The organism is Pseudomonas sp. TWR3-1-1, assembly GCF_049896545.1.
In the GTDB taxonomy this organism is placed as follows: Bacteria; Pseudomonadota; Gammaproteobacteria; order Pseudomonadales; family Pseudomonadaceae; genus Aquipseudomonas; species Aquipseudomonas weihenstephanensis.
This window is the reverse complement of the sequence record NZ_JAFCUO010000001.1, coordinates 264,052-288,472: the sequence shown is the minus strand read 5'-3', so window position 1 is coordinate 288,472 and position 24,421 is coordinate 264,052. Positions and strand designations below refer to the sequence as shown.

Genomic DNA, 24,421 nt, shown 5'->3' with positions numbered 1-24,421 from the left:
ACACACGTTAGCCACACAAAGCCCCGCCCATCCAATGGCCGGGGCTTTTGTGTGAAAGCCTCAGGGCTTGACGTTGATGACGTCAGGCCTGTGGCGTAAAACACGCATTCAATTGAGCAAGCAAGGCGGCCGTTGTGTTCAAGAAAACACTGTTTCAGTTGCACTGGTTTTTCGGGATAACCGCCGGCCTAGTGCTGGCCCTGATGGGCATTACCGGTGCGACCGTGTCGTTTCAGGACGAGCTGCTGAACCTGCTCAACCCCTCGGTACTCAAGGTCCAAAAGCTCGACAGCGGCGTATTGCCGCCCGCCGAACTGGTACGCAGAGTCGAAGCCCGCGAAGGCAAGCAAGTGTCGATGCTGTGGGTGGGCGTTGACAGCGACAGTGCCGCCCGCGTGTTCTTCACCCCGCCACCGGGCGAGCGGCGCGGCCAAATGCGCTATGTCGACCCCTACACCGGCGACTATCAAGGCGATGCCACAGGCCAGGATTTCTTCGGCCTGATGCTGCAATTGCACCGTTTTCTGGCCATCGGCCAAACCGGTCGCCAGATCACCGGCGCGTGCACCTTGATGCTGATTTTCTTCTGCCTCTCGGGCTTGTACCTGCGCTGGCCGCGTCAGGCGCTGAACTGGCGCGCGTGGCTCACACTGGACTGGGCGAAAAAAGGCCGCAGTTTCAACTGGGACTTGCACGCAGTGGCGGGCACCTGGTGCCTGATCTTTTACCTGCTGGCGGCACTCACCGGCCTGTCATGGTCCTACGAGTGGTACAACAAAGGCCTGCAACGGCTGTTTTCAGATGCGCCCCACGGTGAGCAACGCAAAGGCGGTCGCGGCCAACCCGGCCCGGCGGGCCCCGCGCCCATCGCCGATTACGCTGCGATCTGGGCCAGCATCCAAAAAGCCGCAGGCCCCGAGCTGAGTCTGTACAACGTGCGCATGCCGCCAGCGGCAGGCCAGCCCGCGACGGTTTTCTACCTGCGCACAGACTCACCCCATGAGCGGGCCTTCAACCAGATCGTGCTCGACCCCGCGACCGGCGTGATCAAAAAACATGAGCGCTACGATGACAAAAGCTACAAGGCGCAGTTGCTGACCAGCATTTACGCCCTGCACGTGGGCAGTTACTGGGGCCTGACCGGGCGCATTCTGGTCACCGTCGCCAGCCTGACCATGCCGCTGTTCTTTATTACCGGCTGGTTACTGTACCTGGACCGTCGTCGCAAAAAGCGTCACGTCAAACAGGCGCGCCAGGGTTTTGCAGAGCTGCGCAGCGATGCGCCTTCATGGTTGATCGGCTTCGCCAGCCAGAGCGGCTTTGCCGAGCAACTGGCCTGGCAAACCGCCGGGCAATTGCAGGCCTGCGGCTTGCCTGTACGGGTGCAGCCGCTGTCCGCGCTGACTGTAGATGACGTGCAAAACGCCAGCAACGCGCTGTTTGTTGTCAGCACTTTTGGCGACGGGGAAGCGCCGGACAGCGCCCGCGGGTTTGAACGCAAGGTTGTGGGCCAACCCTTGGCCTTGAATGGCCTCACTTATGGCGTGCTGGCCTTGGGAGATCGCCAATACCCCGACTTCTGCGGTTTTGCCACCCGTATAGAACAGTGGCTAAGCGAGCGTGGCGCACAGTCTTTGTTCAACCCGGTGCACGTCGACAACGGCGATACCTCGGCACTGCAACAATGGCAGCAGCAACTGAGCCAGCTCACCGGTGGCGCGCCCAGCACGCCATGGCAGGCCCCGCGTTACAGCAACTGGACGCTGGAACAGCGAGATCGGCTCAACCCCGGCAGCCTCGGTTCCAGCGCGTACCTGCTGGGGCTTAGCACACCCGACAACAGCCACACGTGGCAGGCGGGTGATTTGGTCGAAGTCCTGCCGCGCCAATGCGCCTGGGCGGTAGAGCACTTTCTCGACGGCTTGGGCCTTGAGCCACACAGCATGGTGCAACTCGACGGGCTGCGTGAAACCCTGGCACAAGCACTCGCCAGTCGCCAACTGCCCGAGAACCGTGGGCATTTGGTGGGCATGCACGCCCAGGCATTGGTCGATGCGCTCATCCCCTTGAACATGCGCGAATACTCCATTGCCTCGATTCCTGAAGACGCAGTGCTGCAATTGATCGTGCGCCAAGAGCGGCATGCCGATGGCAGCCTGGGCATTGGCTCGGGCTGGCTGACCGAACATGCACCCGTGGGTTCAAGCATCAATTTGCGACTGCGGCGCAACAGTGGCTTCCACTTGCCCGAGCAATCGTGCCCCCTGATTTTGCTGGGCAATGGCACCGGACTGGCCGGGTTGCGCAGTCTGTTAAAGGCACGGATTAGCGAAGGGATACAGGACAACTGGCTGTTCTTCGGCGAGCGTAACGCTGCCCATGATTTCTATTGCCGCGAAGAGTTGCAAGGGTGGCTGGCCAACGGGGATCTGGCGCGTCTGGACTTGGCCTTTTCGCGTGATCAAGCGCACAAAGTGTATGTGCAAGACCGCCTGCGCGAATCGGCGGATGAAGTGCGGCGCTGGTTGGCGCAGGGCGCAGCTATTTATATCTGCGGCAGCTTGCAAGGCATGGCAGCGGGTGTGGATCAGGCGTTGATCGACATACTGGGTGCCGAGGCACTGGAGCACCTGATTGAACAGGGGCGTTATCGTCGGGACGTTTATTGATACACAAAGACTGCCTTGAACGAGTTCAAGGCAGTCTTTCGGGGCAACTTAGTTTAGAGCGCTACTCTCAGTCCAAATCTTTTTAACTACTTGTCCTACATTGTCTGAAGAAAAACACTGAGGCTTAGAGCAGTCATGGGTGTAATTACAGGCTTTTTGACAACTGTAGTTAGGATGCTGCTTATTACCCGCATCAATAAAAATGCAAGTATCCGAACTCCCGCCTTCGACTCGACCATTGGAGTTTTTGTCATAACCGACAAATAGACATAAAGCCGACCCACCCCCTATAGGCAGCATGTCACATGTCATCCCCCCCAAAAAAACCGGACCACCACCACACAGCGCGGCCCCAAAAGCCGGTCCAGCAGCGCCAAACAGAACAACCAGGGCACCCAATATATAATTAAAAACAATTTTTCTAATACGACTTCTATACAAACCAATACTCATGATTAATCCCTTAATACAAGAAAAGCGCTGATGTTTGCGCTTTATTAGAGTAGGGAATTAATCAGTGAACAGAGGGAACAATTGTCATAGAAAGTATCTGCGCCAGCCACTCACTTTAATTAACTTTCAGTTACAAAAAGTGCCGCCGAATAATTAATCCGGCGACCACACCACGTTCAAGCCTTCGCCGCCTCCAGTGCGATATCCACCGGTTCTGGACGTTTAATCACGGCATACACCACCGCCGTCAGCACACTGCCCGCCACAATCGCCAGTAAGTACAACAATGCATGGTTAATTGCATTGGGGATCAACATCACAAACAACCCGCCGTGCGGCGCCATTAATTTGCAGCCGAAGTACATCGATAACGCACCGGTCAATGCACCGCCCACCACACTGGCCGGGATCACTCGCAACGGGTCTTTGGCTGCAAACGGAATCGCGCCTTCAGAGATAAAGCACAAACCCAGTACCAGCGCCGCTTTGCCCGCCTCCCGCTCGGTTTGCGCAAATTTACGCCGGGCGATCAATGTGGCAATACCCAAACCAATCGGCGGCACCATGCCCGCGGCCATGGTCGCCGCCATCGGTGCATAACTTTGCGACGCCAACAGCCCCACTGAAAACGCATACGCCGCTTTGTTGATCGGCCCGCCCAAGTCGACGCACATCATCGCGCCCAGCAGCACGCCCAACAAAATAGCGTTGGTGGTGCCCATGCTGTCCAGAAAGTGGGTCAGCCCTTCAAGCATGCCCGCCACCGGTTTACCCACCACGTAGATCATCACCAAGCCCGTAAACAGGCTGGCGAACAGCGGGATGATCAGGATCGGTTTTAATGCCTCAAGACTTTGCGGCAACCGCGCATAACGGTTGATCGCCTTGGCGCAATAACCGGCGATAAAACCGGCAATGATCCCGCCAATAAACCCCGCCCCCAAGGTGCTGGCCAGCAGGCCGCCAATCATCCCCGGCGCAAGGCCCGGACGGTCAGCAATCGAGTAGGCGATGTATCCCGCGAGCAACGGCACCATCAGTTTGAACGCCGCATCACCGCCGATCTGCATCAACGCCGCCGCCAAAGTGCCTGGCTCTTTATACGCCGTGATGCCAAACACGAATGACAACGCGATCAGCAGCCCACCCGCCACCACCATTGGCAACATGAACGACACGCCAGTCAGCAGGTGCTTATACACACCTGTCTTCTCCGATTTGACCGTGCCCGAAGCCCCCGTGGCAGCCGATTCTTGCTGCCCCTCGCTGAGGGCTTTTTTCAGCGTGGCCTCCGATTGCTTGAGCGCGATACCGGTGCCACAACGGTAGATTTTCTTGCCGGCAAAACGCTCGGTCGGCACTTCAATGTCCGCCGCCAGCAACACCACGTCAGCCTCGCTGATGGCCTGGGCGCTCAGCGGGTTGCGTGCGCCCACCGAACCCTGGGTTTCGACTTGCAAGTCATAGCCCAGGCGCTTGGCCGTTTGTTGCAAGGCTTCGGCGGCCATGAAGGTATGCGCCACGCCCGTTGGACACGCCGTGACCGCGACAATTTTGGGCGCGCGGGCAGGCGCCGCAGCCTCGACCACCGCGTCAGCAGCGGCGTACACCTGGGCTTGTTCCACGCCCCGGCGCAATACCCCCTCTACATCTTGCAAGGCCTGGGCCGGGGTGCTTTGAAACACGCGTTTACCGATAAAGCGCTGCATGTCCAGCGGCGTACTGCTCACCACCAGTACCCACTCGGCTTCGTCGATCACCGCTGCCGATAATTGACGCTCAGGGTGCTTGGGGTCATGCACTTCAACGCTGGTGCTCCAACCTTGACGTTGCGCAGCAGCGTCAAGCAACCGGGCACACAGCACGCTGGTCACCATGCCGTTGGGGCAGCCCGTCACAATGGCTAATTTCATGTCCTTGCCTCTTATTCTTCTGTCAGGGAGCGCACGCGCACGCCGCTTTCGAGCGTCGCCAAGTGCGCCGCATCGCTGATACCAAAACCAATCTGGGTGACCGCCATGGCCGCAATCGCCGTGGCGGTGCGCACGGTCTGTTCCGGGGTATGCCCGCTGAGCAGGCCATGCAGCATGCCCGCCAACAGCGAGTCACCTGCGCCCACGGTGCTGGCGACGCTGACCTTGGGTGGCAAGGCCTGAAGTGCCTGACCGTGGCTAAACCAGTTCACACCGTCAGCCCCCTGGGAAATCACCACATGCTCAACGCCTTGCGCTTGCAAACGCGAAGCGGCGGCCACTTGGGATTCAAGGCTGCTGATGTCACAGCTCAGGGCATCGCTGAGTTCTTCGGTGTTGGGCTTTATCAGCCACGGCCCTGCGCTCAAGCCTTGTTTCAAGGCTTCGCCGCTGGTGTCCAGAATCACTTTCAAGCCCATCGCCTTGAGCCGCAGCAGCAAGTGATGCAACCACTGCGCACTGACACCTCGCGGCAAACTGCCCGCCACCACCACCGCGTCATGACTGGCAGCGATCTGGTCGATTTTGTCGATCAGCGCTTGCTGGGCGAATTCACTGACCAGCGGGCCCGGGCCGTTCACGTCAGTGACGCGACCATCGTCTTCGGCCAGTTTGATGTTGCTGCGGATTTCACCCGGCACCCGAATAAAGGCGTCGACAAACCCACGTCGGGCAAACAGGGCGTTGAAAGGCTGTTGATTATCCTCGCCGAGAAAGCCGCTGACGGTCAGCTTGTGGCCAAGATCGGCCAGCACTTGCGCGACGTTGATGCCCTTGCCCGCCGCGTGGGTCAACAGGGCCTGGCTGCGGTTGACTTCGCCGGGCTGCAACTGCGCCACACGCACGGTCAAATCCAGCGCCGGGTTCAGCGTAAGGGTCAGAATCTTGGCCATTAGAGCGCTTCCACCAATGCACGAACTTCATCCGGGCTGCCCACGCTTAACGCGTCGGCGGCCAGGGTTTTAAGGCGATCCATGCTCAACTCTCGCACCCGCGCTTTGACTTCCGGGATGCTGCGGGCCGAGACGCTCAATTCATCCACGCCCAACCCCACCAGCACGGGAACGGCCAGCGGGTCTGCCGCCAACTCGCCACACACACCCACCCATTTGCCGTGGGCATGGGCCGCACGCACGGTGATGTCGATCAGTTGCAACACCGCCGGGTGCAAGCCATCGGCCTGCGCCGACAGGGTCGGGTGACCACGGTCGATGGCCAGGGTGTATTGCGTCAGGTCGTTGGTGCCGACGCTGAAAAAATCCACCTCTTTGGCCAGCACCGGGGCCAGCAACGCGGCCGAAGGCACCTCGATCATGATCCCCAGCTGCAAGTCGGCCACGGGGATTTCCTGGCGCAGACGTTCGGTCATGTCCCGCGCTGCACGCCATTCCGCGACGCTGCCGACCATGGGGAACATGATGCGCAGCGGGCGGTTGTCTGCCGAACGCAGCAAGGCGCGCAACTGTCCTTCCATCACCTGCGGGCGTTGCAGCGTGAGGCGGATACCGCGCACGCCCAAAAACGGGTTTTCTTCTTTATCAATCGGCCAGTACGGCAGCGGCTTGTCACCGCCCACGTCCAGAGTGCGCACCACCAAAGGGCGACCGTCGAGACCGTCGAGCACGCGGCGATATTCGGCCTCTTGCGTGGCTTCATCCGGCGCTTGGGAATGGGCCATGAAAATCAGTTCGGTGCGCAGCAAACCGATGCCCTCGGCACCCTGCTCGACAGCATTGGCCACGCCCTTGCTCTCGCCGATGTTGGCAAACACTTCGACCGCATGCCCGTCGCGGGTCACCGCAGGCGCGTGACGCAATGCGCTGGCGGCCTGCAAGCGTTGTTCACGGCTGTCACGCTCTTGCGTGGCGCGCTGTAACGCGTCGGCGTCCGGGGCAACGTGCAGGCGGCCACGCTGTCCATCTATCAGTAGCTGGGTGCCTGGCGCGAGCAACAGCACCGCGTCCCCCGCACCGACCAGCGCCGGGATGCCCAAGGCACGGGCGACAATGGCGCTGTGGGCCGTGGCGCCGCCGCGGGCGGTCAAAATACCCGCGACCCGGGCTGGATCAAGGCGCGCCACATCAGAGGGACCGACCTCATCCATCACCAGCACATAAGGCTGCTCGGGTTCGGCTGGCGTTTCGATGCCACACAGTTGGGCCAGCACACGGCGGCCGATGTCGCGCAAATCGGCGGCACGCTCGGCCAGCAACGCATCCTGCAACGACTCCTGTTGACGCGCTGCGGCTTCGATCACCGACATCCACGCCGCTTCTGCGCTTTCGCCTTGCTTCAAACGGTTGTCGACTTCATCGCTCAGCTCGGGATCGTCGAGCATTTCCTGATGGGTAATAAAGATTTCGCGAATGGCTTTGGACGGGCTGCGTTGAATCAGACCTTCAATGTCCTGTCGCACCTGAGCCAATGCGTTGTGCAAGCGCTCGCGCTCCACCACTGATGACTCGCCGCGCAGCGGGTAGTCGAAGGTTTGTAACACCTGGATATGCGCTGGCCCCACGGCGATGCCGGGCGCTGCCGCGATGGCGTGAATGACGCTGCCAGCCGCCGGGGCGCTGATGACTTGCGCAATGTCGGCAACGGCCGGGGCCGCTTCGCTGACCGCAGGCAACGGTTCAACGTCTTCGCCCAGACCCTCTTCAATCGCCGCTAAAATCGCCGGTAACGCGTCGTCGGCCACGCTCGGTTCGGCCACAAACTCGAGCACTTGCCCACGCCGAGCGCCCAGACTCAGCAGTTTGCTTAGGCTCTTGGCCGATACTGGCGACTCATGGCCGCCGACGATGCTGACGCGAATGTCACCGTCAAACCGCTTGGCCAGCTGCGCAAGGATTTTTGCCGGGCGCGCATGCAGCCCGTGGGCGTTGGCCAAGGTGATGCGCGCACTTGGCCAGTCAGCGGGCAGTTCGCCGCCCAACACTTCAAGCACGGCACGCCGACTGGTGGCACTGCCCAGTTCGTGACCGCGCCCCTCAATCAGCAAGGCGCACAAGCGTTCGAGCAGTGCCTGATGCGCTTCACCCAGACTGGCCAGGCAGAATAGGCCACTGAGCGGTTTGCCCAGGTAGCGGATCGGTTTATCGGGCGTGACGAACGCCAACCCCGGACGCTTGACCGTTTGCTCGCTGTGCAACCACCACAGGCCATCGCCCAGCGGCAGCGCTTCAACTTGTTGCAATACGGCGGCAAAGCCATTGCTTACGCAATCGGCCTGGCGCAATAAACGGGCACCGCGCCACACCAACTCTTCAAAGTCGTCTGCCGACACACCCAGGCCAATCATTTGCGCATCAAGCGCCAGCTCTTGCGGTGCGCCTTGCAACAGTTTGAGCAAGGCTTCAGCAGAACTGGCGCGACGCAGGGCTTCGCCCAGATCGGTTTCACCCAAGGCACGGGTCAACAGTTGCAATAAACGCAGGTGTTCATCGGACTTGGCGGCAATGCCAATCGCCAGATAGACCATTTGCCCATCGCCCCAGTCCACCCCTTCGGGGAACTGCAACAAACGCACACCGGTGGTGAACACCAGGTCGCGGGTGTCGGGAGTGCCATGAGGGATGGCAATGCCCTGGCCCAGAAAAGTCGAACCTTGAGCCTCACGCGCTCGCAAACCGTCCAGATAGCCCTCGGCCACCAATCCGTCGGCGACCAGTTTATCGGCGAGTAATTGCAACGCAGCAGACTTATCCACAGCCGATTGACCCATGGATATCTGCTCTATGGTGAGCTCAAGCATGCGTTCTCCTTATCCGGCGCTCCGTGGCACCCGGTATTGTTTTGAATTTAATCAGCTTAGGCCGCCCGCCCCTCAATAGGTCACCCGATGTGTGGCAAGCACATCCATACAGGGGCTTACGGCTACAAAACACGCCTGCTGAAACGTTTAATCATGAATGTGCGGCACGTTACTGCATAATCGCTCGCGCTTGAAGCCCAACCTGTCGCATTGATCAGCGTCATGTGGACGAGGCTGCAAAAAAATACAGTAGCGATAAGGCAGACGATGGTCGGCTGCCTTTATCGGGTAGGATTGGCCAGAATGTCGACATGTACTACAAAAAATAAGGAATTATCGGCGTGAAGCTCAGCGATATCGCTCAACTGGCAGGTGTTTCCGTGACCACCGCCAGCTATGTCATCAATGGCAAAGCTGAACAGCAACGCATCAGCAGCACGACGGTGGAGCGCGTACGCGCGGTGGTCGAGGCGCATGGTTTCACCCCTAACCCGCAAGCCGCAGGTTTGCGCAGCCGGCATACCCGCACGCTGGGTTTTATCCTGCCCGACCTTGAAAACCCCAGTTACGCGCGCATTGCCAAGCAACTCGAACAAGGTGCCCGCGCCCGTGGCTATCAATTGCTGATCGCCAGCTCCGACGACGCTCCCGACAGCGAACGCCAACTGCTCAAGCTGTTCCGCGCCCGACGATGCGACGCCCTGTTTGTGGCCAGTTGCCTGCCAGCAGAAGACGACAGTTACCGTCAACTGCAAGACTTGGGCATGCCCATTATCGCGATTGACCGCACGATGCAGCCCGAACGGTTTTGCTCGGTGATCAGTGATGACTGTGAAGCCAGCCTGCAGCTGACCCGTAGTGTGTTAAAGCCCATGCCACGGCAAATCGCCCTGATCGGCGCGCGCCCGGAACTGAGCGTGAGTCAGGCACGGGCGGCGGGTTTCAAACAGGCGCTGGAAGGTTTTGAAGGCGACGTACTGATTGAGCATGGCACCGCGTTCAGCCGCGAATGCGGGCGACGCATGATTGATGATTTGCTGGCGCGCCTGGGGCATTTTCCTGAAGCGCTGGTCACAACCTCTTACGTGCTGCTGCAAGGGATGTTTGATGCCTTGCTCGATCACCCGGAGCACAAAGCACCTACGCGTCTCGCCACCTTCGGCGACACGCAGTTGCTGGACTTCTTGCCCTTGCCGGTGAATGCCATGGGCCAACAGCATCAGTTGATCGCCGAAACGGCACTCAATCTCGCTCTGGCCGCCATTGAAGAGCAACGTTACGCACCCGGTATCCACGCCATTGCACGTAACTTCAAACAGCGTATTGATCAGGTTTAAGCATGCAACTGATCGACACCCACACCCACCTCGACTTCCCCGACTTTGACGCCGACCGTACGCCGTTGCTGGCGCGCAGTCGGGCATTGGGGGTGGAGCGCATGGTGGTGCTGGGGGTCGATCAGCGTCACTGGCAACGGGTGTGGGATCTGGTACAAACCGACCCTCATTTGTATGCCGCGTTTGGCTTGCACCCGGTGTATCTGAATGAGCATCGCCCTGAGCACCTCACTGAGCTGAGGGCATGGCTGACCCGGCTGGACGGGCATGCGCAGCTGTGTGCGGTGGGTGAAATCGGCCTCGATTACTTTCTCCCGCAACTGGACCGCGACGCTCAACAGCGCTTGTTTGAAGGTCAGTTGCAGTTGGCCGCAGACTTTAATCTGCCAGCGCTGCTGCACGTGCGCCGCAGCCATGCGCAGGTGATTGCCACACTCAAGCGTTTCAAGCTAAAGCGCGGCGGGATCATTCATGCGTTTGCGGGCAGCCGCGAGGAAGCGCGCGAATACATCAAGCTGGGTTTCAAGCTGGGCGTGGGCGGTGCCGCGACCTGGCCGCAAGCGTTACGCTTGCGCAAAGTGCTGACTGATTTGCCGCTGGAGGCCCTCGTGCTCGAAACCGACGCGCCCGACATGGCGCCAGCCATGTTCCCCCACCAGCGCAACAGCCCGGTGCATCTGCCCAACATTTGCCAGGCACTGGCCGAGGTGCTGAACATCAGCCCCGAGCAATTGGCCGACGCCACCACGGCCAATGCGTGCGCGCTGTTTAACTGGGCACGATAAGCCGTTAAAGACCGCAATTACGACCGCTGCGCGCCCGGACGCAGCCTCGCATTACTCGTCAGCGACTACAGGGTAATGATCGCGGTTCATGTAGCAGTTGCCGAAGGCGACGTCAGATTGCGCAGCGATCCTAAATCCGCCAACCCGGTGCCTCAGAAGCGCCATGTTGACGGGTTTAGCGACCGCTGGGCCTGTGTCTTAAAGTAGCAACGTCCACACGGCAAAACCGGCGTACCACACCACGGCAGCACGCAGCAGCAGTTCCCACAAGGCATCAAGGCTGGAAACGCCTTCCGGACCGGTCTGCGGTGACGCAAGTTCAGCCGCCGCACACCCGGCTTTGTTGATCAACTGCGCGGCACTGATTTCCCAGCTCAGCAGTTCGTGCAACATCACGCGGCTGACCGCGGCGAAGTTGCCGACCAATGCAAAACTTGCCGCCAGCAATCGCACCGGCAGCCAGTCAAACGCATGACGCATTTGTTGAGCGTGCTCGACCAGTTCGGGGTTCTTGCCGTGCTCGACCGCCAGCGCCAGCAAGCGATAACTGAGTGCCGCCACCGGTCCCAACAGGAAGTACCAGAAAATCACCGCAAAAAAACTTTGGTAGGCTTGCCACAGCAAGTGCGCCTGAACGTGTTCCAGCAGTTGCTCACCATTCTCGGCCCGCACGCTAATGTCACGTTCGGCCACATGGGCTGCTGCCTGCAGATCACCCCGACGCCAGGCATCACGAAATGGCCCCAGATCTGCCAGCAAGTCACCCCGGCCCAAGCTGAAGATCAACACCACCAGGTGCACCGGTAACGCCAGCAGGCCATAAGCCACCGGGTCGAGCACCACCAGCAACAACCCCAGTAAAATGACCGGCAGCAGAATCAGGATGATCAACACCCACCACGGGTTTTTCGCCAGTTTGGGCGAGGCTTCGAGCTTGTTCAGCTCGCGTACCCAGCCGCCGTCGCATTGAAGGCGCTGGCGCAAGGCCGAGAACTTTTCGACCAGAATCGCCAGCAGTAGCACCACAAAACTCATTGATTGTCTCCTCTGTGCTGCAACGCGCTGCGATAGCGCGTCCAGTCGAAATGGGGGCCTGGATCTGTTTTGCGCCCCGGTGCCACGTCACTGTGGCCACATATTCGTTGAAGGGTAATGTCGCCATAGTGGGTTTGCAGCTCCCGCGTCAGAGCAATCAGCGCCTGATACTGGGCGTCGCAGAACGGCTGATCATCGGTGCCTTCCAGTTCGATGCCTATCGAAAAATCGTTACAAGTCTCGCGACCCTCGAAACTGGAAATCCCCGCATGCCAGGCGCGGTCCAGACACGAGACAAACTGCGTGACCTGACCGTCGCGCTCAATCAGAAAATGCGCACTGACTCGCAGCGCTTTGATGGTTTCAAAAAAAGGATGCTCAGCGGGGTCCAGTTGATTTTGGAAAAACCTCTGGACTTGACCCGTGGCGAACTGCCCCGGCGGCAAGCTGATGTTGTGGATAACCAGCAAGGAGATTTCGCCGTGCGGGCGTTCATTGAAGTTGGGCGACGGGCAATGGCGCACGTCATGGCACCAACCGCTCGTGGGGTCCAGCTGCATACAGACTCCTTCAACGTGCAAAACCAAAGGCGCAGTATGCCGCGATGTGCAGCTCAATTGGCAGCTATCTGTGACGCCAAAGCCGCAGGCCAGTCACTGCGCGTTACGTTGGTACAAGCTACCGATCACCGACTCCAGCGCCCGGTCGAACAGTAAACGGTCATCCAGTAACAATACTTTGCCATTGCGCAGTTGAGCGATCAGGTCGGTGCGGCTTTGCTCCAGCACTTTCATGCCCGTGCGGTTGACGAAAATATGCTTGCCGCCCGGCTCCAGAATGGCGATCAGCTTGCATCGCAGGCGAAACTCTTCGTCTTCCTGTAACTCAATCCAGGTGCCCAGGCGCAGTTGGCTGACCAGCAATAAACCCAAGTGGTCCTGCTCATCCACTGCGGGTGGCGTATGTGCAGCCCGCTCACTCGCCTTGAGTGGATGTTTCAGACGCGCTTGCTCTGCCTCGCGAGTGCGCTGCTCGAACAGTTCGATGCGACAACGCTCACCGTGGGTAAAGACCAAAAACTCATGCAGCAGGGCTTCGAGCAGCGTGCGATTGTCGCCCGCGTACGTCGCCAGTTGTTGCACCACACATTCAATCTGTCGGAACAACGGATCGCTGCTCTCATCCGTGCTGACGTCCCAGCCGATGGCCGCCGCCGCAATCACGTTCAAGAGGCGTCGGGCGGGATGAGTGTCACAGCTGAAAAAGTTTTGATCGCGTTGCGCGATCTTCAGCATCGGTTCCTGCAACTGGGCAATCAGCGATTTCAACGCAGGCGGCACATTGCGATCTTTGGCGATGTACTCAAACAGCAACCCGACCAGGTTGCTCGCCTCCTCAGCCACGGCCGCCGTTTCTGTGGCCCGTGCTTTCTCTGCGCAGCAACCATCGTTCTCGCTCAGCGTTGGCAATACACCGGTGGCAATCAGTAATTGGTTGGCATCGGCGTACAACTGCGTGGTGTGGCTGAGCAGGTACTTTTCGAACAGTTGCAACATGATCAGCTTGACCTTGATGTCCATGCCCTGATCACGCTCAGCCAGCAAAAAATATTCGCACAACATGCCTGGCCCCAAGGGGTTGTTGTGATCGTCCAGCGGCGTGCAACTGAGCGTTGCGAGGCGTGTGGTCAATTGGCACAGCGCCAACTGATCGCGCGTCATGACGTGATCCACCATCGCATTGATCACTTGAGCGCGCTCAAGGTCATGGGTCATCAGCGTAAAAGGCCCGCCTGCGGGGGCTGCACCCTGCAACGTGCGCTCGCCGGGGTCGGCGAGCGCCAGCTGACTGAAGGCGTCAAAAAATCGGTCAAGAAAGCCGCGCTCGATGTATTTACGCTTGAGCCTGACGTCGCGCATGGCTTCAAAAAACAAGCTTTGTTCGACGTCACTCCGGGCTTTATCCGCCATCTCGAACAGCGTTTCATCGGCACTGTCAAACAGCACTTGCAACCCGTTTTTGAGCTGCTGCGCGGCTTTATCGTGAACCTGCAACAAAATGACCGGCAGGCGCGCAAGTGGCGAACGCATCGCCAGCTCTGCCGTGGCCCAGTGGGCAGGTCCCACTTTCCCGTCATTTTGCATCCAAGCCTCCTGGAACGGTGTTCGCTTGCGAATGACGCACAGGTGGCACAGGCCACTTTTGACGCTCGCAAACAGAAACCGGCCAGTGCATCTCGCACTCGCCGGTGTATCTGAATTAGGACTTTAATGGCATGTCAAAGCTATGACGCCAATTACAAGGCGCTGATTATCTTGCAAAAGACGAGCCTTGTGCTACTAAACAGCGCGATTCATTTACTGAACGGTCAAATAAATACCGGGATGCGGCCCAAACAACACAGTTACAGGCATTTGCCTGCGGCGCAGCCACGCGCCTTGGGTTCGCTCCCGGCATGGCCCTATAATCGGCGCACTTTGTTTGTGGAGCTGGTTATGCCGAATTTACATCTGGCCGATCTCACCGCCGAGATTGAAGCCAACGTACGCCGTGCGCTTGCCGAAGACATTGGCAGCGGCGACATCACTGCGCGGTTGATCCCGGCAGAACGCCTGGCCAAGGCCACGATCATTACGCGCGACAACGCTGTGATCAGCGGCACCGCATGGGTGGACGCGGTTTTCCGCCAACTGGACCCGCGTGTCGCCGTGCATTGGCAGGTGGCAGATGGCGAGCGTGTCAGCCCCAATCAAGTGTTGTTTCACCTTGAGGGCCCTGCCCGCTCGCTGCTCAGTGGTGAGCGCAGTGCGCTGAATTTTCTGCAAATGTTGTCGGGGGTTGCGACCCATGCCCAACAGTTGGCGGACCAGGTCGCGCAGACGCAGGTCAAGTTGCTGGACACCCGCAAAACCCTGCCGGGCTTGCGCCTGGCGCAAAAGTACGCCGTCACCTGTGGTGGCTGTCATAACCACCGCATTGGTTTGTACGACGCGTTTTTGATCAAGGAAAACCACATCGCAGCCTGCGGCGGCATCGCCCAGGCGATCAGCGCTGCGCATAAAATCGCGCCTGGCAAACCGGTAGAGATCGAAGTCGAAAGCCTGGCAGAACTTAAAGAAGCGCTGGCGGCAGGTGCAGACATCATCATGCTCGACGAACTGAGCATGGATGACATGCGTGAAGCTGTGCGTCTGAATGCGGGTAAAGCCAAGCTGGAAGCCAGCGGCGGCATCAACGAAAGCACGCTGCTGCCTATCGCACAAACAGGCGTGGACTACATTTCGATTGGCGCCATGACCAAAGACGTAAAGGCCGTGGATTTGTCGATGCGTCTGAGTTTGTAAGCGCCACGCTCTTAACGCGGTGCCGGGGTCAGGACAGCACAAACCCTCGACACTTGGCTTCATGCGCCAGCAACCATTGCTTGGCTGCCAGACCACCGGCAAAGCCGGTCAACGTGCCATTGCTGCCGATTACCCGGTGGCACGGGATGATGATCGGGATCGGGTTGCGCCCATTGGCGGCCCCCACAGCCCGTGATGCGGTCGGGCGCTGGAGCTGCTGCGACAATTGGCCATAACTGGTGGTCACGGCATAGGGGATGGTGGTCAGCGCCCGCCATACCGTTTGCTGAAACTCAGTGCCCTGGGGTTTAAGCGCTACATCAAAGGTGTATCGCTCGCCCGCAAAATACGCCTCTAGCTGGCGTATCACCTCAGCCAGTTTTTGCGGCGCATGCAGCCAGCCGTCTTCAGCGATATGCGCTCTGCGCTCGCATTCAAATCGAACCTCACGCAAGCCTTCGTCGTCGGCCACCAAAAACAGTGGACCAATCGGCGATGGCATCTGCGCGTAGTAAATCTGAGACATGGTCAAATCCTCTTGAGCGCAGCGGCATCGGTGGCTGCGCGCCATAAATACAGGACGCTGTACGCGCGCCACGGGCGCCAGCTCTCGGCCAGCGTTTGCATCGCTTTTGTGCTCAACGGCGGGCCGTCAGGGTTGGCCTCGCGCCGCAGGATCAAGTCTGCGGCCGGGAAGGCATCCGGGTGTTTGAGTACGCGCATGGCAATGTAATGTGCTGTCCATTCGCCGATCCCCGGCAGTTGTACCCAACGCCGAACAAAGGTGTCGAGCGCTTGCTCCATGCCAAAATCAACCCGCCCTTCAATCAACGCCTGTGCAATGCCGTGAAGGGTATTGATGCGTGCCTGGGTGATGCCCATTTGGTCCAGGTTAGCCACTGCCAATTGCTGAGCGTCGGGGAACAAGCGATCCAGCCCCGAGGTACCCGGCGCTTCAATCGGCGTGCCATAGCGCTGCACGAGGCGGCTGGCCAGGGTACGCGCCGCTGCCACACTCACTTGCTGGCCTAACACCGCACGCACAGCCACTTCGAAACCATCCCAGCCCCCCGGTAAACGCAAGCCCGGATAGCGCTCGATCAGGGGCGCCAGCTGGGGGCTGGCACCCAGGGTATGGGCGATGGCCTGCGGGTCGGCGTCCAGATCGAACATGCGCCGAATGCGCGTCACCACAGGGAGCATGTGTGCCGGGGCAACGTTCAACAGCTCCAATTGCAGGGCGTGTTGCCCCGCGGGCCACGCGCTAACCCGCAGCCAGCCGGGCGATTGCGCAGGGCCAAACACCCGCTGATAACTGAACGCGTCAACCTGTTCGATACCGGGCAAGGCGCGCTGTTGTAAAAATCCGAGTACGGCATTGAAGTCGTAGGGCGGGCGGTAGCCCAAGCGCAGGATCAGTGCAGTGCCAGCGCGTGTTTTTGGACTGCGCCTGAAGGCCCGAGGTTCGGCATGATTGGCCTCGGCAAACGCTGAATTGAAGCGCCTGACACTGCCAAAACCCGACGCAAGCGCCACTTCAGTGATTGATAAATGCGTTTCGGTCAGCAGTTGCTTGGCAAACAACAGGCGTTGAGTGGCGTGCACGGCCATCGGCGGTGCCCCCAAATACTTAACAAACACGCGTCGTAACTGACGCGCCCCCACATTCAGGCGCAGGGCCAACGCCTCAAGCGAGTTATCCGCCAAAAACCCTTCGTTAATCAGCTTCAAGGCCCGCGTCACTAAATGCTCACCCTGCAACCACAGCTGATTACCGGGTGCCAGCTCGGGCCGACAGCGCAAGCAAGGGCGAAATCCCAGTGCTTGCGCCGCCGCCGCGCTGGGGTAATACACAACGTTCGACGCTTTGGGCGCGCGCGCCGGGCATACCGGGCGGCAATAGATTCGCGTGGTCAGGACGGCAGTAAAAAACACCCCGTCAAAGCGCGCATCACGGCTCAGCCGTGCGATTTCGCACGCGGCAATTGAAGGAGTGAGTGAGGCGTCGTGTGTGTTCATGGCCCGCACAATAGCACCGGGCTTTTAACGGTTCTCGCCATTTTCGGACGTCAATGTTGACCATTGATCAGGTTATTTTGGCCTTACGATTGCACAGCACGATGCCACTGATGGCCAGCAGACCGCCCAACAACATGGGCATGCTCAGGTGCTCCCCCAAAATCAGCATCCCCAGCACCACCGCCGACAATGGATTGAGGGCAATAAAGACCCCGGATTGGGTTACACCGATTTTCTGGATACCGTCGTAATACCAGATATAAGCCAGCGCCGACCCCAGCACACCGAGGTAAATCAGGCTCAGCCACTGGGTGCTGTTGACAGCGGCCAGCGCGTGGGCGCTCAACTCACCCTGCGCCAGTGCCGCTGCCAGCAACATCAGGGTGCCCGCCAGTACGGAATAAGTCACGGTGTGCAGCGGACCGATGTCCCTGACCAGGCCCCGGGCAAAAACGCTGTAAATCACCCAGCTCATGACGCACCCCAGAATCAACAGATCGCCGCGCCAGGCGCCCGCCACCACTGAGGTCAACGACACTGTATTTTTGCTGACGATGACGGTCATCGCGCCAATGATGCACAGCGCGATGCCCGCCACGTTGATTCGGCTCAGGCGCTCACGCCCGAAAGCAAACGCCGTCAGCGCAATCAGCGCCGGATTCAGCGCCACGATCAAAGACGCGCGGGATGAGCTGATGTAGTGCAACCCATAAAAGAAAAACACGTTGTAGGCAAACACCCCAAAAAAGCCGAGCAGCACCAGTTGCAGGGCTTGCGATGCTGTCACCTGGCGCACCAATTGGCCCTTGAGGCTCAACACCAATAACAGCGTCAGGCTCGCCAGCACGAAACGCACGCTGGCCGACAGCAGTGGCGCCACATCAGCGGACAAATAACGCCCGGCCACGAAAGTGCCGCCCCACAAACACGACACGGCAACCAGCTTTGCATACACCGTATACCCGGTGTGTAACGGCGCACATGCGACAGCATTGTTCATCAGGATTTGGCCTATAGCGCGTTGACGAGCCGTGCTCGGGGTTGATGCGAGGGCATCATTTTTTGGGCCATGTTCATGGTTTTCATCAACAGTTCGCGCTGTGCCCGGCTGCCGCCCAGTCGCAACCACACTGACTGCGAGGCGGCCAGGATTTGATAGCACTCGGCGTAGGCGCCCCGGGCAAAAAACGCGATGGCATTGAGCACGTCAACACCCACTTTCTGGGTCGCAGGTTCGATGCCGAAACCGTCACTTTCCGCGATCAACTTATCAATCAATAACGGCCGATCAGCGGCGGCAAATGCAAACGCGGCATGCATGTTGTGAAAGTGCGATGTGGAGGTGCCAATGCTGCCAGACCACAAAATCGACAAGTCTTGCCACAACTCATCGAATTGACGGTCTTCCAGGTTTTGCAACTTCAGGCGCCACAAAAAACCGACCGCATCGAGGTCTTGTTTGGCATAGCGAAAATCCTTGAGCGCGTAGAACTCTCGGAACGTGGCCGTAGAAAGTTCGTACTGACTGCTCATCAAATAGGCAATCGCCAGATGCCAATAAATATGCATGCGCATGCCTGGGTTGAAAGCCCAATTGTCTTTGCAGCCCTCAAGGAACTCGCACAGCGCTGCCCATTGCTGTTGTTCGTGCAGGGCATGCACCACACCGTGAATGGCGTAAATGTTATCAGGCCGTTGCGCCACGGCTTGTAGCCCCAGCACCCGCGCCTGTTCGAACTCTACCCGTTCGCACAACACAAACGACTTGATCCCTAAATAGAACGAAGACAGTGGGTGCGTTGCGTCGACACTGGAATCGCAGATTTCAAACACATCGACCAGGTCGCAGGTCTTGCCGGTGCAAAAATCCAGCATATGCACAAAAAACACCGTCAGCACATCGCCGGGATATTCATGCAAGTGCGCTATAAACAGTGCACGCGCGCCACTGTAGTCAAAGTCGACCCAGCAACGAAATGCAGCCACCACCTGTATCAGTTCAGGGCAAGCAACGGGTGCCTCGGGCAGTCTCTGCAAGTGCATCTTGAAGCGATAAAACTCTTTGAGTTCGCAGCCGGCAATCGCATCAAACCCGACCAGCAACGGGTGCAACACCTGTTGCGCCGCCGTGCGAGGGACCGCATCGGGCGGTAGCCCCTTTAACGACAAAAAATGCGTATTAACGTCAGGCCAGAGACGACAGCAGCCGTCTGCGCGCGAAGCATGTTCACTGTTGCTCATGCGTAAATAGTCCGGTTATCCAGAATAATGTTTTACGAATCCCTTCAAGCGTCAGGGTCAGTCACCTTTCCCGCACCGCTGTATTCCGGTATGTCCGGTTGCACGCCTATACTCGCGCAGATGCTAGCTCATACGGAAATTAGCAAAAGCTCATGAGACACCCACGATGACCCTCACCCAACTTGAAGTGTTTGCCCGAGTTGCCGAACTGCGCGGCTTCACGCTGGCGGCCACACGACTCCATATCAGCCAGTCGGCCGTCTCCCATGCGATCAAAGCGCTGGAGCAGGAAATGGGCGTCGAGCTGATTCATCGTCATCAAGCAGCCATCGAGCTGACGGACATCGGCGCACAGTTGTTACTGCGGGCAAGGGAGATTCTCGGTCTTGCAGAAACCATGCGTCAGGAGGCAGCCGATGCCCGTGGCATGAAGCGCGGCACACTGCGCATCGGCTCTTTTGGGCCATCGTCGTCGATGAGATTGTTGCCGCGCATTCTGGAGCGCTATCGCCAGCGCTATCCCAATATTGAGATCAGAATCGATGAAGGCACCGATCAGGAAGTCGTGAGCTGGCTTCAGGAGCGGCGGGTAGATGTCGGATTTGTGGTGCTACCCGAAGACAAGCTCGACACCTTCACCCTGTGTGAGGACCAAATGGTAGCGATTTTGCCCGCCAACCATGCCCTGGCCACAGCGTCCAGCGTGAGCCTTGAAGCCTTGTGCCGCGAACCGTTCATCATGACCGAGGCCGGGTCCGGGCCATTGCTGGAACGGTTGTTCTCTTCGCAAAAACGAGTGCCCAACGTACTGCATCGCAGCGCGCAGTTGATCAGCACCCTGGCGATGGTCGAGATGGGCTACGGCGTCAGCATACTGGCCGAACAGGCCCTGCCGGAGCGCCCTTTACGACAGGCTGGTAGCTACGTCACAAAGCCGCTGGACCCGCCGGTCAAACGCAGCGTGGGCCTGGCGGTACTGAATGAAGGACACGCCTCCCCGGCGACCAAAGCCTTTATCGAAATTGCCACAGGTTTGCAGCAAGGGTGAACCGCCCGTCACCGGCATCAGAGGCGCCATAAAAAACGCCCTGAACACAGGCAGGGCGTTTATTTAAATGGTGCCGGAGACAGGAATCGAACCTGCGACCTTCGCGTTACGAGTGCGCTGCTCTACCGACTGAGCTACACCGGCGGTGCCTGCAAAACTAACACCGCTCGCAACACCGGGCAATTCGTGGCTATTTGCAGGCACCGCTGGCCAGGCACGTACCGCTTTGCGTCCACACCAGCGCATTACCCGCGCCGCTCAAGGCCGGGACCATCACGCTGCTCCAGCCACCCGCCGCTTTGGTGCCGGTCATGGTGATCACGCCGTCGATAACGGTCATACCGGCGGCCAGATTGTCGGTCGCGTCAGCCGGGCCAGGAATGCCGTGGGTGCCGGCGTCGCACGCCGCCAGATCGTTGGTTTCGCTGTAGCACAAGGCGACGGCCGTCTTATAGGTGTTGCTGAGGGTGTTCACTTCGGCAAACCGCGCCTTCATGGTGTGGTCGTTGTAAGCCGGTAAAGCGAAAGAAGCGATCAGACCAATGATCGCGACCACGATCATCAGCTCAATCAAGGTAATGCCCTGTTGTTGTTTCATGTGTGGCCTCCAAAAATAAGACGCGGCTCAGCGAATATGGGCCAATGCCAATGCTGAGCTGGCAAAAAGTGCGCACAGGCTATCAAGGATCGTTGTCAGAAGCTTCTGAACAACCGCGTTCGACACCTTTAGGCATACTCCTGTCGGCACGTCGCTCTTGAGCCTGTCTAGGCTTGGACCTACACAACGCGGCTTATCGCGCTGCATTTCAAGGACGAATGCATGTCAACGCTGGCAATCAATACCCACCTGTATCGCTGGGAGGGCACAGACGTAAACGGTGAGCGACGCCAGGGCGAAATCAGGGCTAACAGCCTCGCAATGATCCGCGCCCAACTGCGACGCCAAGGCGTCAGCGCAGCTAAAGTTCGACGCCTGGGCAGCGCTCAATCATTCATAAATCGCACCGTAAACGCGTCAGACATCACGCTCTTCAGCCGCCAATTGGCAACGCTGATCAACGCTGGAATACCGCTGCTGCAAGCGCTGGAGGTCATCGCCAAAGGTTTCGAACAACCGGCCACCCGTCAACTGGTGACCGATCTCACACTCGACATCGCCGCAGGCACCAGCCTGAGTGCCGCACTGCGTAAAAAACCGGTCCACTTCGATGCCATGTTTTGCCATCTGGTGGAAGCCGGGGAACAGGCAGGCGCTCTGGATGTGTTGCTGCAACGCATCGCCAGCGACCGGGAGAAGAGTGAGGCGCTGGCACAAAAAATCAAAAAGGCCATGACCTATCCCATCGCCATATTGCTGGTAGCGCTACTGGTAAGCGCCATTCTGTTGATCAAAGTGGTGCCGCAGTTTCAGAGCATATTTGCATCGTTCAATGCCCAGTTACCCGCCTTCACCCTGTGGGTTATCGGCGTGTCGCAAGCGCTGCAAGACCATGGCGCCTGGCTATTAATCGCGACAGCGGGCGCACTGGGCACTCTTCGTCATCGCTATAAACACTCGCCACCGTGGCGCCAGCGCCTGGACGGCTGGCTGTTGAAGCTGCCCGTGCTGGGGCACCTGCAACATATCTCGGCGATTGCCCGGTTTGCCCGCACCTTGTCCACCACCCTGGCGGCGGGTGTACCGTTGCTTGAGGCACTGGATTCAGTGGCAGGGGCTACCGGTAATTGCGTGCTCAAAGAGGCCGTGTTGCGGCTCAAACATCAGGTCGCCACGGGCACACAGATCCATGTGGCCATGAGCAATACCCGCGTCTTTCCGGGCATGGCGATTCAAATGACAGCCATAGGCGAAGAATCTGGCACATTGGACGGCATGCTCAATCACGTAGCGACCTATTATGAGAGCGAGGTCGATCACCTCGTCGACACCCTGACAACGTTAATGGAGCCCGCAATCATGGTGGTATTGGGTGTCGTGGTGGGCGGTCTGGTGATCGCCATGTATTTACCGATTTTTACCTTGGGCCAAGTGATTTGAGCATGATCGATTTCTTTAGCCGCCATCCTGATGCCTTTGTCGCGTGCGTTTTAGTGCTCGGTCTGCTGGTGGGCAGCTTTATAAATGTACTGGTCTGGCGCCTGCCCAAGATGCTTGAGCACGACTGGCAAACCCAGGCGCGCGAACTGCTCGAGCAGCCCGCGCCAGCCAAGAATCCGACCTATAACCTGCTTTTGCCCGCGTCTCACTGCCCGCAGTGCCAGCATCGCTTAAAGGCATGGGAAAACATCCCGCTGCTCAGTTATGGGCTGCTAGGCGGCAAATGCTCACACTGCAAAAAAACCATCAGCCCGCGCTACCCCCTGACCGAACTGGCCTGTGCACTCATCTGCGCTTTCATCGCCTGGCACCTGGGGGTCAACGCGCAAACCGGCTGGGTGCTGTTACTGACATGGGGGCTGATCGCCATTTGCCTCATAGATGCCAAACACCGCATCGTGCCCGATGTGATCGTGCTGCCGCTGCTATGGCTGGGCTTGCTGCTCAACACGTTCGAGATGTTCACCACGCTATCGCTGGCGGTCTGGGGCGCCGCCATCGGCTATATGAGTTTGTGGGTGATTTTCTGGCTGTTCAAACTGATCACCGGCAAGGACGGCATGGGGCATGGCGACTTCAAACTGCTGGCCTTGTTTGGCGCGTGGGGCGGCGTAGCCGTATTGCCGCTGACCCTTTTGCTCTCGTCACTGGTCGCCGCGGCTGTTGGCCTGGGGTTGATGGGCTTGCGCCGTGCTCATAGGGCAACGGCTATCCCTTTTGCGCCGTATCTGGCGATTACCGGGTGGATTGCATTGCTCTGGGGTGGTCAAATGAGCGCTTTCTATTGGCAACTTGCGACCTGACATGAATACCGCCTCTTCGAAACCCTGGATTCTTGGCCTGACCGGCGGGATTGGCAGTGGTAAAAGTGCCGCTGCCGAGCACTTTGCTGCCCTCGGCGTTCATGTGGTGGACGCCGATCACGCCGCGCGCTGGGTGGTTGAACCGGGGCGTGCGGCCTTGGCAAAAATAGCTGAGCATTTCGGCGCTGACGTGCTGCAGGCTGATGGCCAACTTAACCGTGGTGCCTTGCGCAGCCTGATTTTTGCCGACCCGCAGCAACGCCTTTGGCTGGAGTCGCTGCTACACCCGCTAATTCGTGAAGAGATCGCACTCAACCTGGCCAAGGCGCAGTCACCGTATGCCATTTTGGTATCGCCACTGTTGGTCGAGTCCGGGCAGCACTCTACAACACAGCGGGTGCTGGTGGTCGATGCGCCGCAAGCGCTGCAAATCCAGCGCACGCTATTACGTGACAACACCAGCGAAGAGCAAATTCAGGCCATCCTCAAAGCCCAAGCCAGCCGCGAAGAACGCTTGAGTTTTGCCGATGATGTGCTGATCAACGACAAAGACCTGAAGGCGCTACACACCCAAGTCGAGCGCCTGCATCAAACTTATTTAACCTTGAGTGGAGGCCAATCATGACCAAACCGATGACCGTAGACTGCCCAACCTGCGGCTCTGCCGTGCAATGGGACGCTGCCAACGCCTTCAGGCCTTTCTGCTCGGACCGTTGCAAACTGATCGACCTGGGTGCCTGGGCCAGCGAAGAACACAAAATCCCGGTCATGCCGGATGCGGAAGATGAAATGTTTTCGCAAGATATGGAGTCGCTCACTCACTGATCCATAAACCCTTCATCACCGTAGTCGCTGCCGACGG

General features: G+C 58.9%; 21 protein-coding genes, 1 tRNA gene and 2 pseudogenes. 9 read left to right on the top strand and 15 right to left on the bottom strand.

Translation table 11 applies throughout. The features are described 5' to 3' along the window. Positions 1-134: 134 nt before the first annotated feature. On the top strand, positions 135-2,669 hold the full coding sequence (locus tag ACP7A4_RS01430; RefSeq protein WP_426245247.1) for a PepSY domain-containing protein: 2,535 nt from the start codon (positions 135-137) through the stop codon (positions 2,667-2,669). A gap of 48 nt (positions 2,670-2,717) precedes the next feature. On the opposite strand, the gene ACP7A4_RS01425 is transcribed toward ACP7A4_RS01430, so the two are convergent. The 4 genes from ACP7A4_RS01425 to ptsP all read right to left on the bottom strand — a co-directional run bounded on the left by ACP7A4_RS01425 (position 2,718) and on the right by ptsP (position 8,849). After that, positions 2,718-3,122, bottom strand: coding sequence for a hypothetical protein (locus ACP7A4_RS01425; protein WP_426245245.1), 405 nt, complete (start codon positions 3,120-3,122; stop codon positions 2,718-2,720). A gap of 176 nt (positions 3,123-3,298) precedes the next feature. Further along, complete coding sequence (locus ACP7A4_RS01420) at positions 3,299-5,035, bottom strand: PTS fructose-like transporter subunit IIB (protein WP_203302269.1); 1,737 nt, start codon at positions 5,033-5,035, stop codon at positions 3,299-3,301. A gap of 11 nt (positions 5,036-5,046) precedes the next feature. Then, positions 5,047-5,988 (bottom strand): 1-phosphofructokinase, encoded by a 942-nt coding sequence (gene pfkB / locus ACP7A4_RS01415; protein WP_203302268.1) that lies wholly within the window; start codon positions 5,986-5,988, stop codon positions 5,047-5,049. Then, the gene (gene ptsP, locus ACP7A4_RS01410; protein WP_426245242.1) at positions 5,988-8,849 is read right to left on the bottom strand and encodes a phosphoenolpyruvate--protein phosphotransferase; all 2,862 of its coding nucleotides are present in this window, start codon (positions 8,847-8,849) and stop codon (positions 5,988-5,990) included. Before ptsP ends, pfkB begins: the two co-directional genes overlap by 1 nt. A gap of 341 nt (positions 8,850-9,190) precedes the next feature. On the opposite strand from ptsP, the gene cra reads away from it, so the two are divergent. Then, a complete protein-coding gene (gene cra, locus ACP7A4_RS01405) occupies positions 9,191-10,186 on the top strand; it encodes a catabolite repressor/activator (RefSeq protein WP_048401339.1) in 996 nt (331 codons plus the stop codon). Between the two features lie 2 nt (positions 10,187-10,188). Further along, positions 10,189-10,971 carry a TatD family hydrolase gene (locus ACP7A4_RS01400; protein ID WP_203302265.1) on the top strand — a complete coding sequence of 261 codons (783 nt, stop codon included), beginning with the start codon at positions 10,189-10,191 and terminating at the stop codon, positions 10,969-10,971. 198 nt (positions 10,972-11,169) lie between these two features. Here the strand turns inward: ACP7A4_RS01400 and ampE are convergent, their stop codons facing one another. The 5 genes and pseudogenes from ampE to ACP7A4_RS01375 form a co-directional block, all read right to left on the bottom strand. Then, positions 11,170-12,006, bottom strand: coding sequence for a regulatory signaling modulator protein AmpE (ampE, locus tag ACP7A4_RS01395; RefSeq protein WP_426245240.1), 837 nt, complete (start codon positions 12,004-12,006; stop codon positions 11,170-11,172). Further along, the gene (gene ampD / locus ACP7A4_RS01390; RefSeq protein ID WP_059761502.1) at positions 12,003-12,566 is read right to left on the bottom strand and encodes a 1,6-anhydro-N-acetylmuramyl-L-alanine amidase AmpD; all 564 of its coding nucleotides are present in this window, start codon (positions 12,564-12,566) and stop codon (positions 12,003-12,005) included. The genes ampE and ampD overlap by 4 nt, the downstream gene beginning before the upstream one ends. 93 nt (positions 12,567-12,659) lie before the next feature. Continuing rightward, positions 12,660-13,007: a DUF1631 family protein gene (locus tag ACP7A4_RS01385; protein WP_426245874.1), complete on the bottom strand. Its 348-nt coding sequence runs from the start codon at positions 13,005-13,007 to the stop codon at positions 12,660-12,662. A gap of 3 nt (positions 13,008-13,010) precedes the next feature. Further along, positions 13,011-13,409, bottom strand: a pseudogene (locus ACP7A4_RS01380) (DUF1631 family protein); the annotation flags it as partial. 63 nt (positions 13,410-13,472) lie between these two features. Continuing rightward, positions 13,473-14,150 (bottom strand): annotated as a pseudogene (locus ACP7A4_RS01375) (DUF1631 family protein); the annotation flags it as partial. A 351-nt stretch (positions 14,151-14,501) separates the two neighbouring features. Here ACP7A4_RS01375 and nadC point away from each other — a divergent pair. Next, a complete protein-coding gene (gene nadC / locus ACP7A4_RS01370; protein WP_048363012.1) occupies positions 14,502-15,350 on the top strand; it encodes a carboxylating nicotinate-nucleotide diphosphorylase in 849 nt (282 codons plus the stop codon). A 28-nt stretch (positions 15,351-15,378) separates the two neighbouring features. On the opposite strand, the gene ACP7A4_RS01365 is transcribed toward nadC, so the two are convergent. The 4 genes from ACP7A4_RS01365 to ACP7A4_RS01350 all read right to left on the bottom strand — a co-directional run bounded on the left by ACP7A4_RS01365 (position 15,379) and on the right by ACP7A4_RS01350 (position 19,610). After that, positions 15,379-15,876 carry a methylated-DNA--[protein]-cysteine S-methyltransferase gene (locus tag ACP7A4_RS01365; protein ID WP_426245237.1) on the bottom strand — a complete coding sequence of 166 codons (498 nt, stop codon included), beginning with the start codon at positions 15,874-15,876 and terminating at the stop codon, positions 15,379-15,381. 2 nt (positions 15,877-15,878) lie between these two features. Beyond that, positions 15,879-17,369, bottom strand: coding sequence for an AlkA N-terminal domain-containing protein (locus ACP7A4_RS01360; protein WP_426245235.1), 1,491 nt, complete (start codon positions 17,367-17,369; stop codon positions 15,879-15,881). Positions 17,370-17,436: 67 nt separating this feature from the next. Then, positions 17,437-18,369, bottom strand: a complete 933-nt coding sequence (locus ACP7A4_RS01355; RefSeq protein WP_203302259.1) for a DMT family transporter — start codon at positions 18,367-18,369, stop codon at positions 17,437-17,439. A gap of 11 nt (positions 18,370-18,380) precedes the next feature. After that, positions 18,381-19,610 carry a tetratricopeptide repeat protein gene (locus ACP7A4_RS01350; RefSeq protein ID WP_426245233.1) on the bottom strand — a complete coding sequence of 410 codons (1,230 nt, stop codon included), beginning with the start codon at positions 19,608-19,610 and terminating at the stop codon, positions 18,381-18,383. Between the two features lie 166 nt (positions 19,611-19,776). Here ACP7A4_RS01350 and ACP7A4_RS01345 point away from each other — a divergent pair, with 166 nt between their 5' ends. Beyond that, positions 19,777-20,658, top strand: coding sequence for a LysR family transcriptional regulator (locus ACP7A4_RS01345; protein ID WP_426245231.1), 882 nt, complete (start codon positions 19,777-19,779; stop codon positions 20,656-20,658). Between the two features lie 68 nt (positions 20,659-20,726). Here the strand turns inward: ACP7A4_RS01345 and ACP7A4_RS01340 are convergent. Next, positions 20,727-20,802 (bottom strand) — tRNA-Thr (locus tag ACP7A4_RS01340). Between the two features lie 46 nt (positions 20,803-20,848). Further along, on the bottom strand, positions 20,849-21,256 hold the full coding sequence (locus tag ACP7A4_RS01335) for a pilin (protein WP_059761495.1): 408 nt from the start codon (positions 21,254-21,256) through the stop codon (positions 20,849-20,851). Between the two features lie 222 nt (positions 21,257-21,478). Here ACP7A4_RS01335 and ACP7A4_RS01330 point away from each other — a divergent pair, with 222 nt between their 5' ends. The 4 genes from ACP7A4_RS01330 to yacG are packed head-to-tail and all read left to right on the top strand — an operon-like array spanning position 21,479 to position 24,384. Further along, complete coding sequence (locus ACP7A4_RS01330; protein WP_426245229.1) at positions 21,479-22,696, top strand: type II secretion system F family protein; 1,218 nt, start codon at positions 21,479-21,481, stop codon at positions 22,694-22,696. Between the two features lie 2 nt (positions 22,697-22,698). Next, on the top strand, positions 22,699-23,559 hold the full coding sequence (locus ACP7A4_RS01325) for a prepilin peptidase (protein WP_426245227.1): 861 nt from the start codon (positions 22,699-22,701) through the stop codon (positions 23,557-23,559). Between the two features lies 1 nt (position 23,560). After that, entirely contained in the window at positions 23,561-24,184 is a 624-nt protein-coding gene (gene coaE / locus ACP7A4_RS01320) for a dephospho-CoA kinase (protein ID WP_426245225.1), read from the top strand. After that, positions 24,181-24,384 carry a DNA gyrase inhibitor YacG gene (gene yacG, locus ACP7A4_RS01315; RefSeq protein ID WP_059761491.1) on the top strand — a complete coding sequence of 68 codons (204 nt, stop codon included), beginning with the start codon at positions 24,181-24,183 and terminating at the stop codon, positions 24,382-24,384. Before coaE ends, yacG begins: the two co-directional genes overlap by 4 nt. The last annotated feature ends 37 nt before the right edge of the window (positions 24,385-24,421 follow it).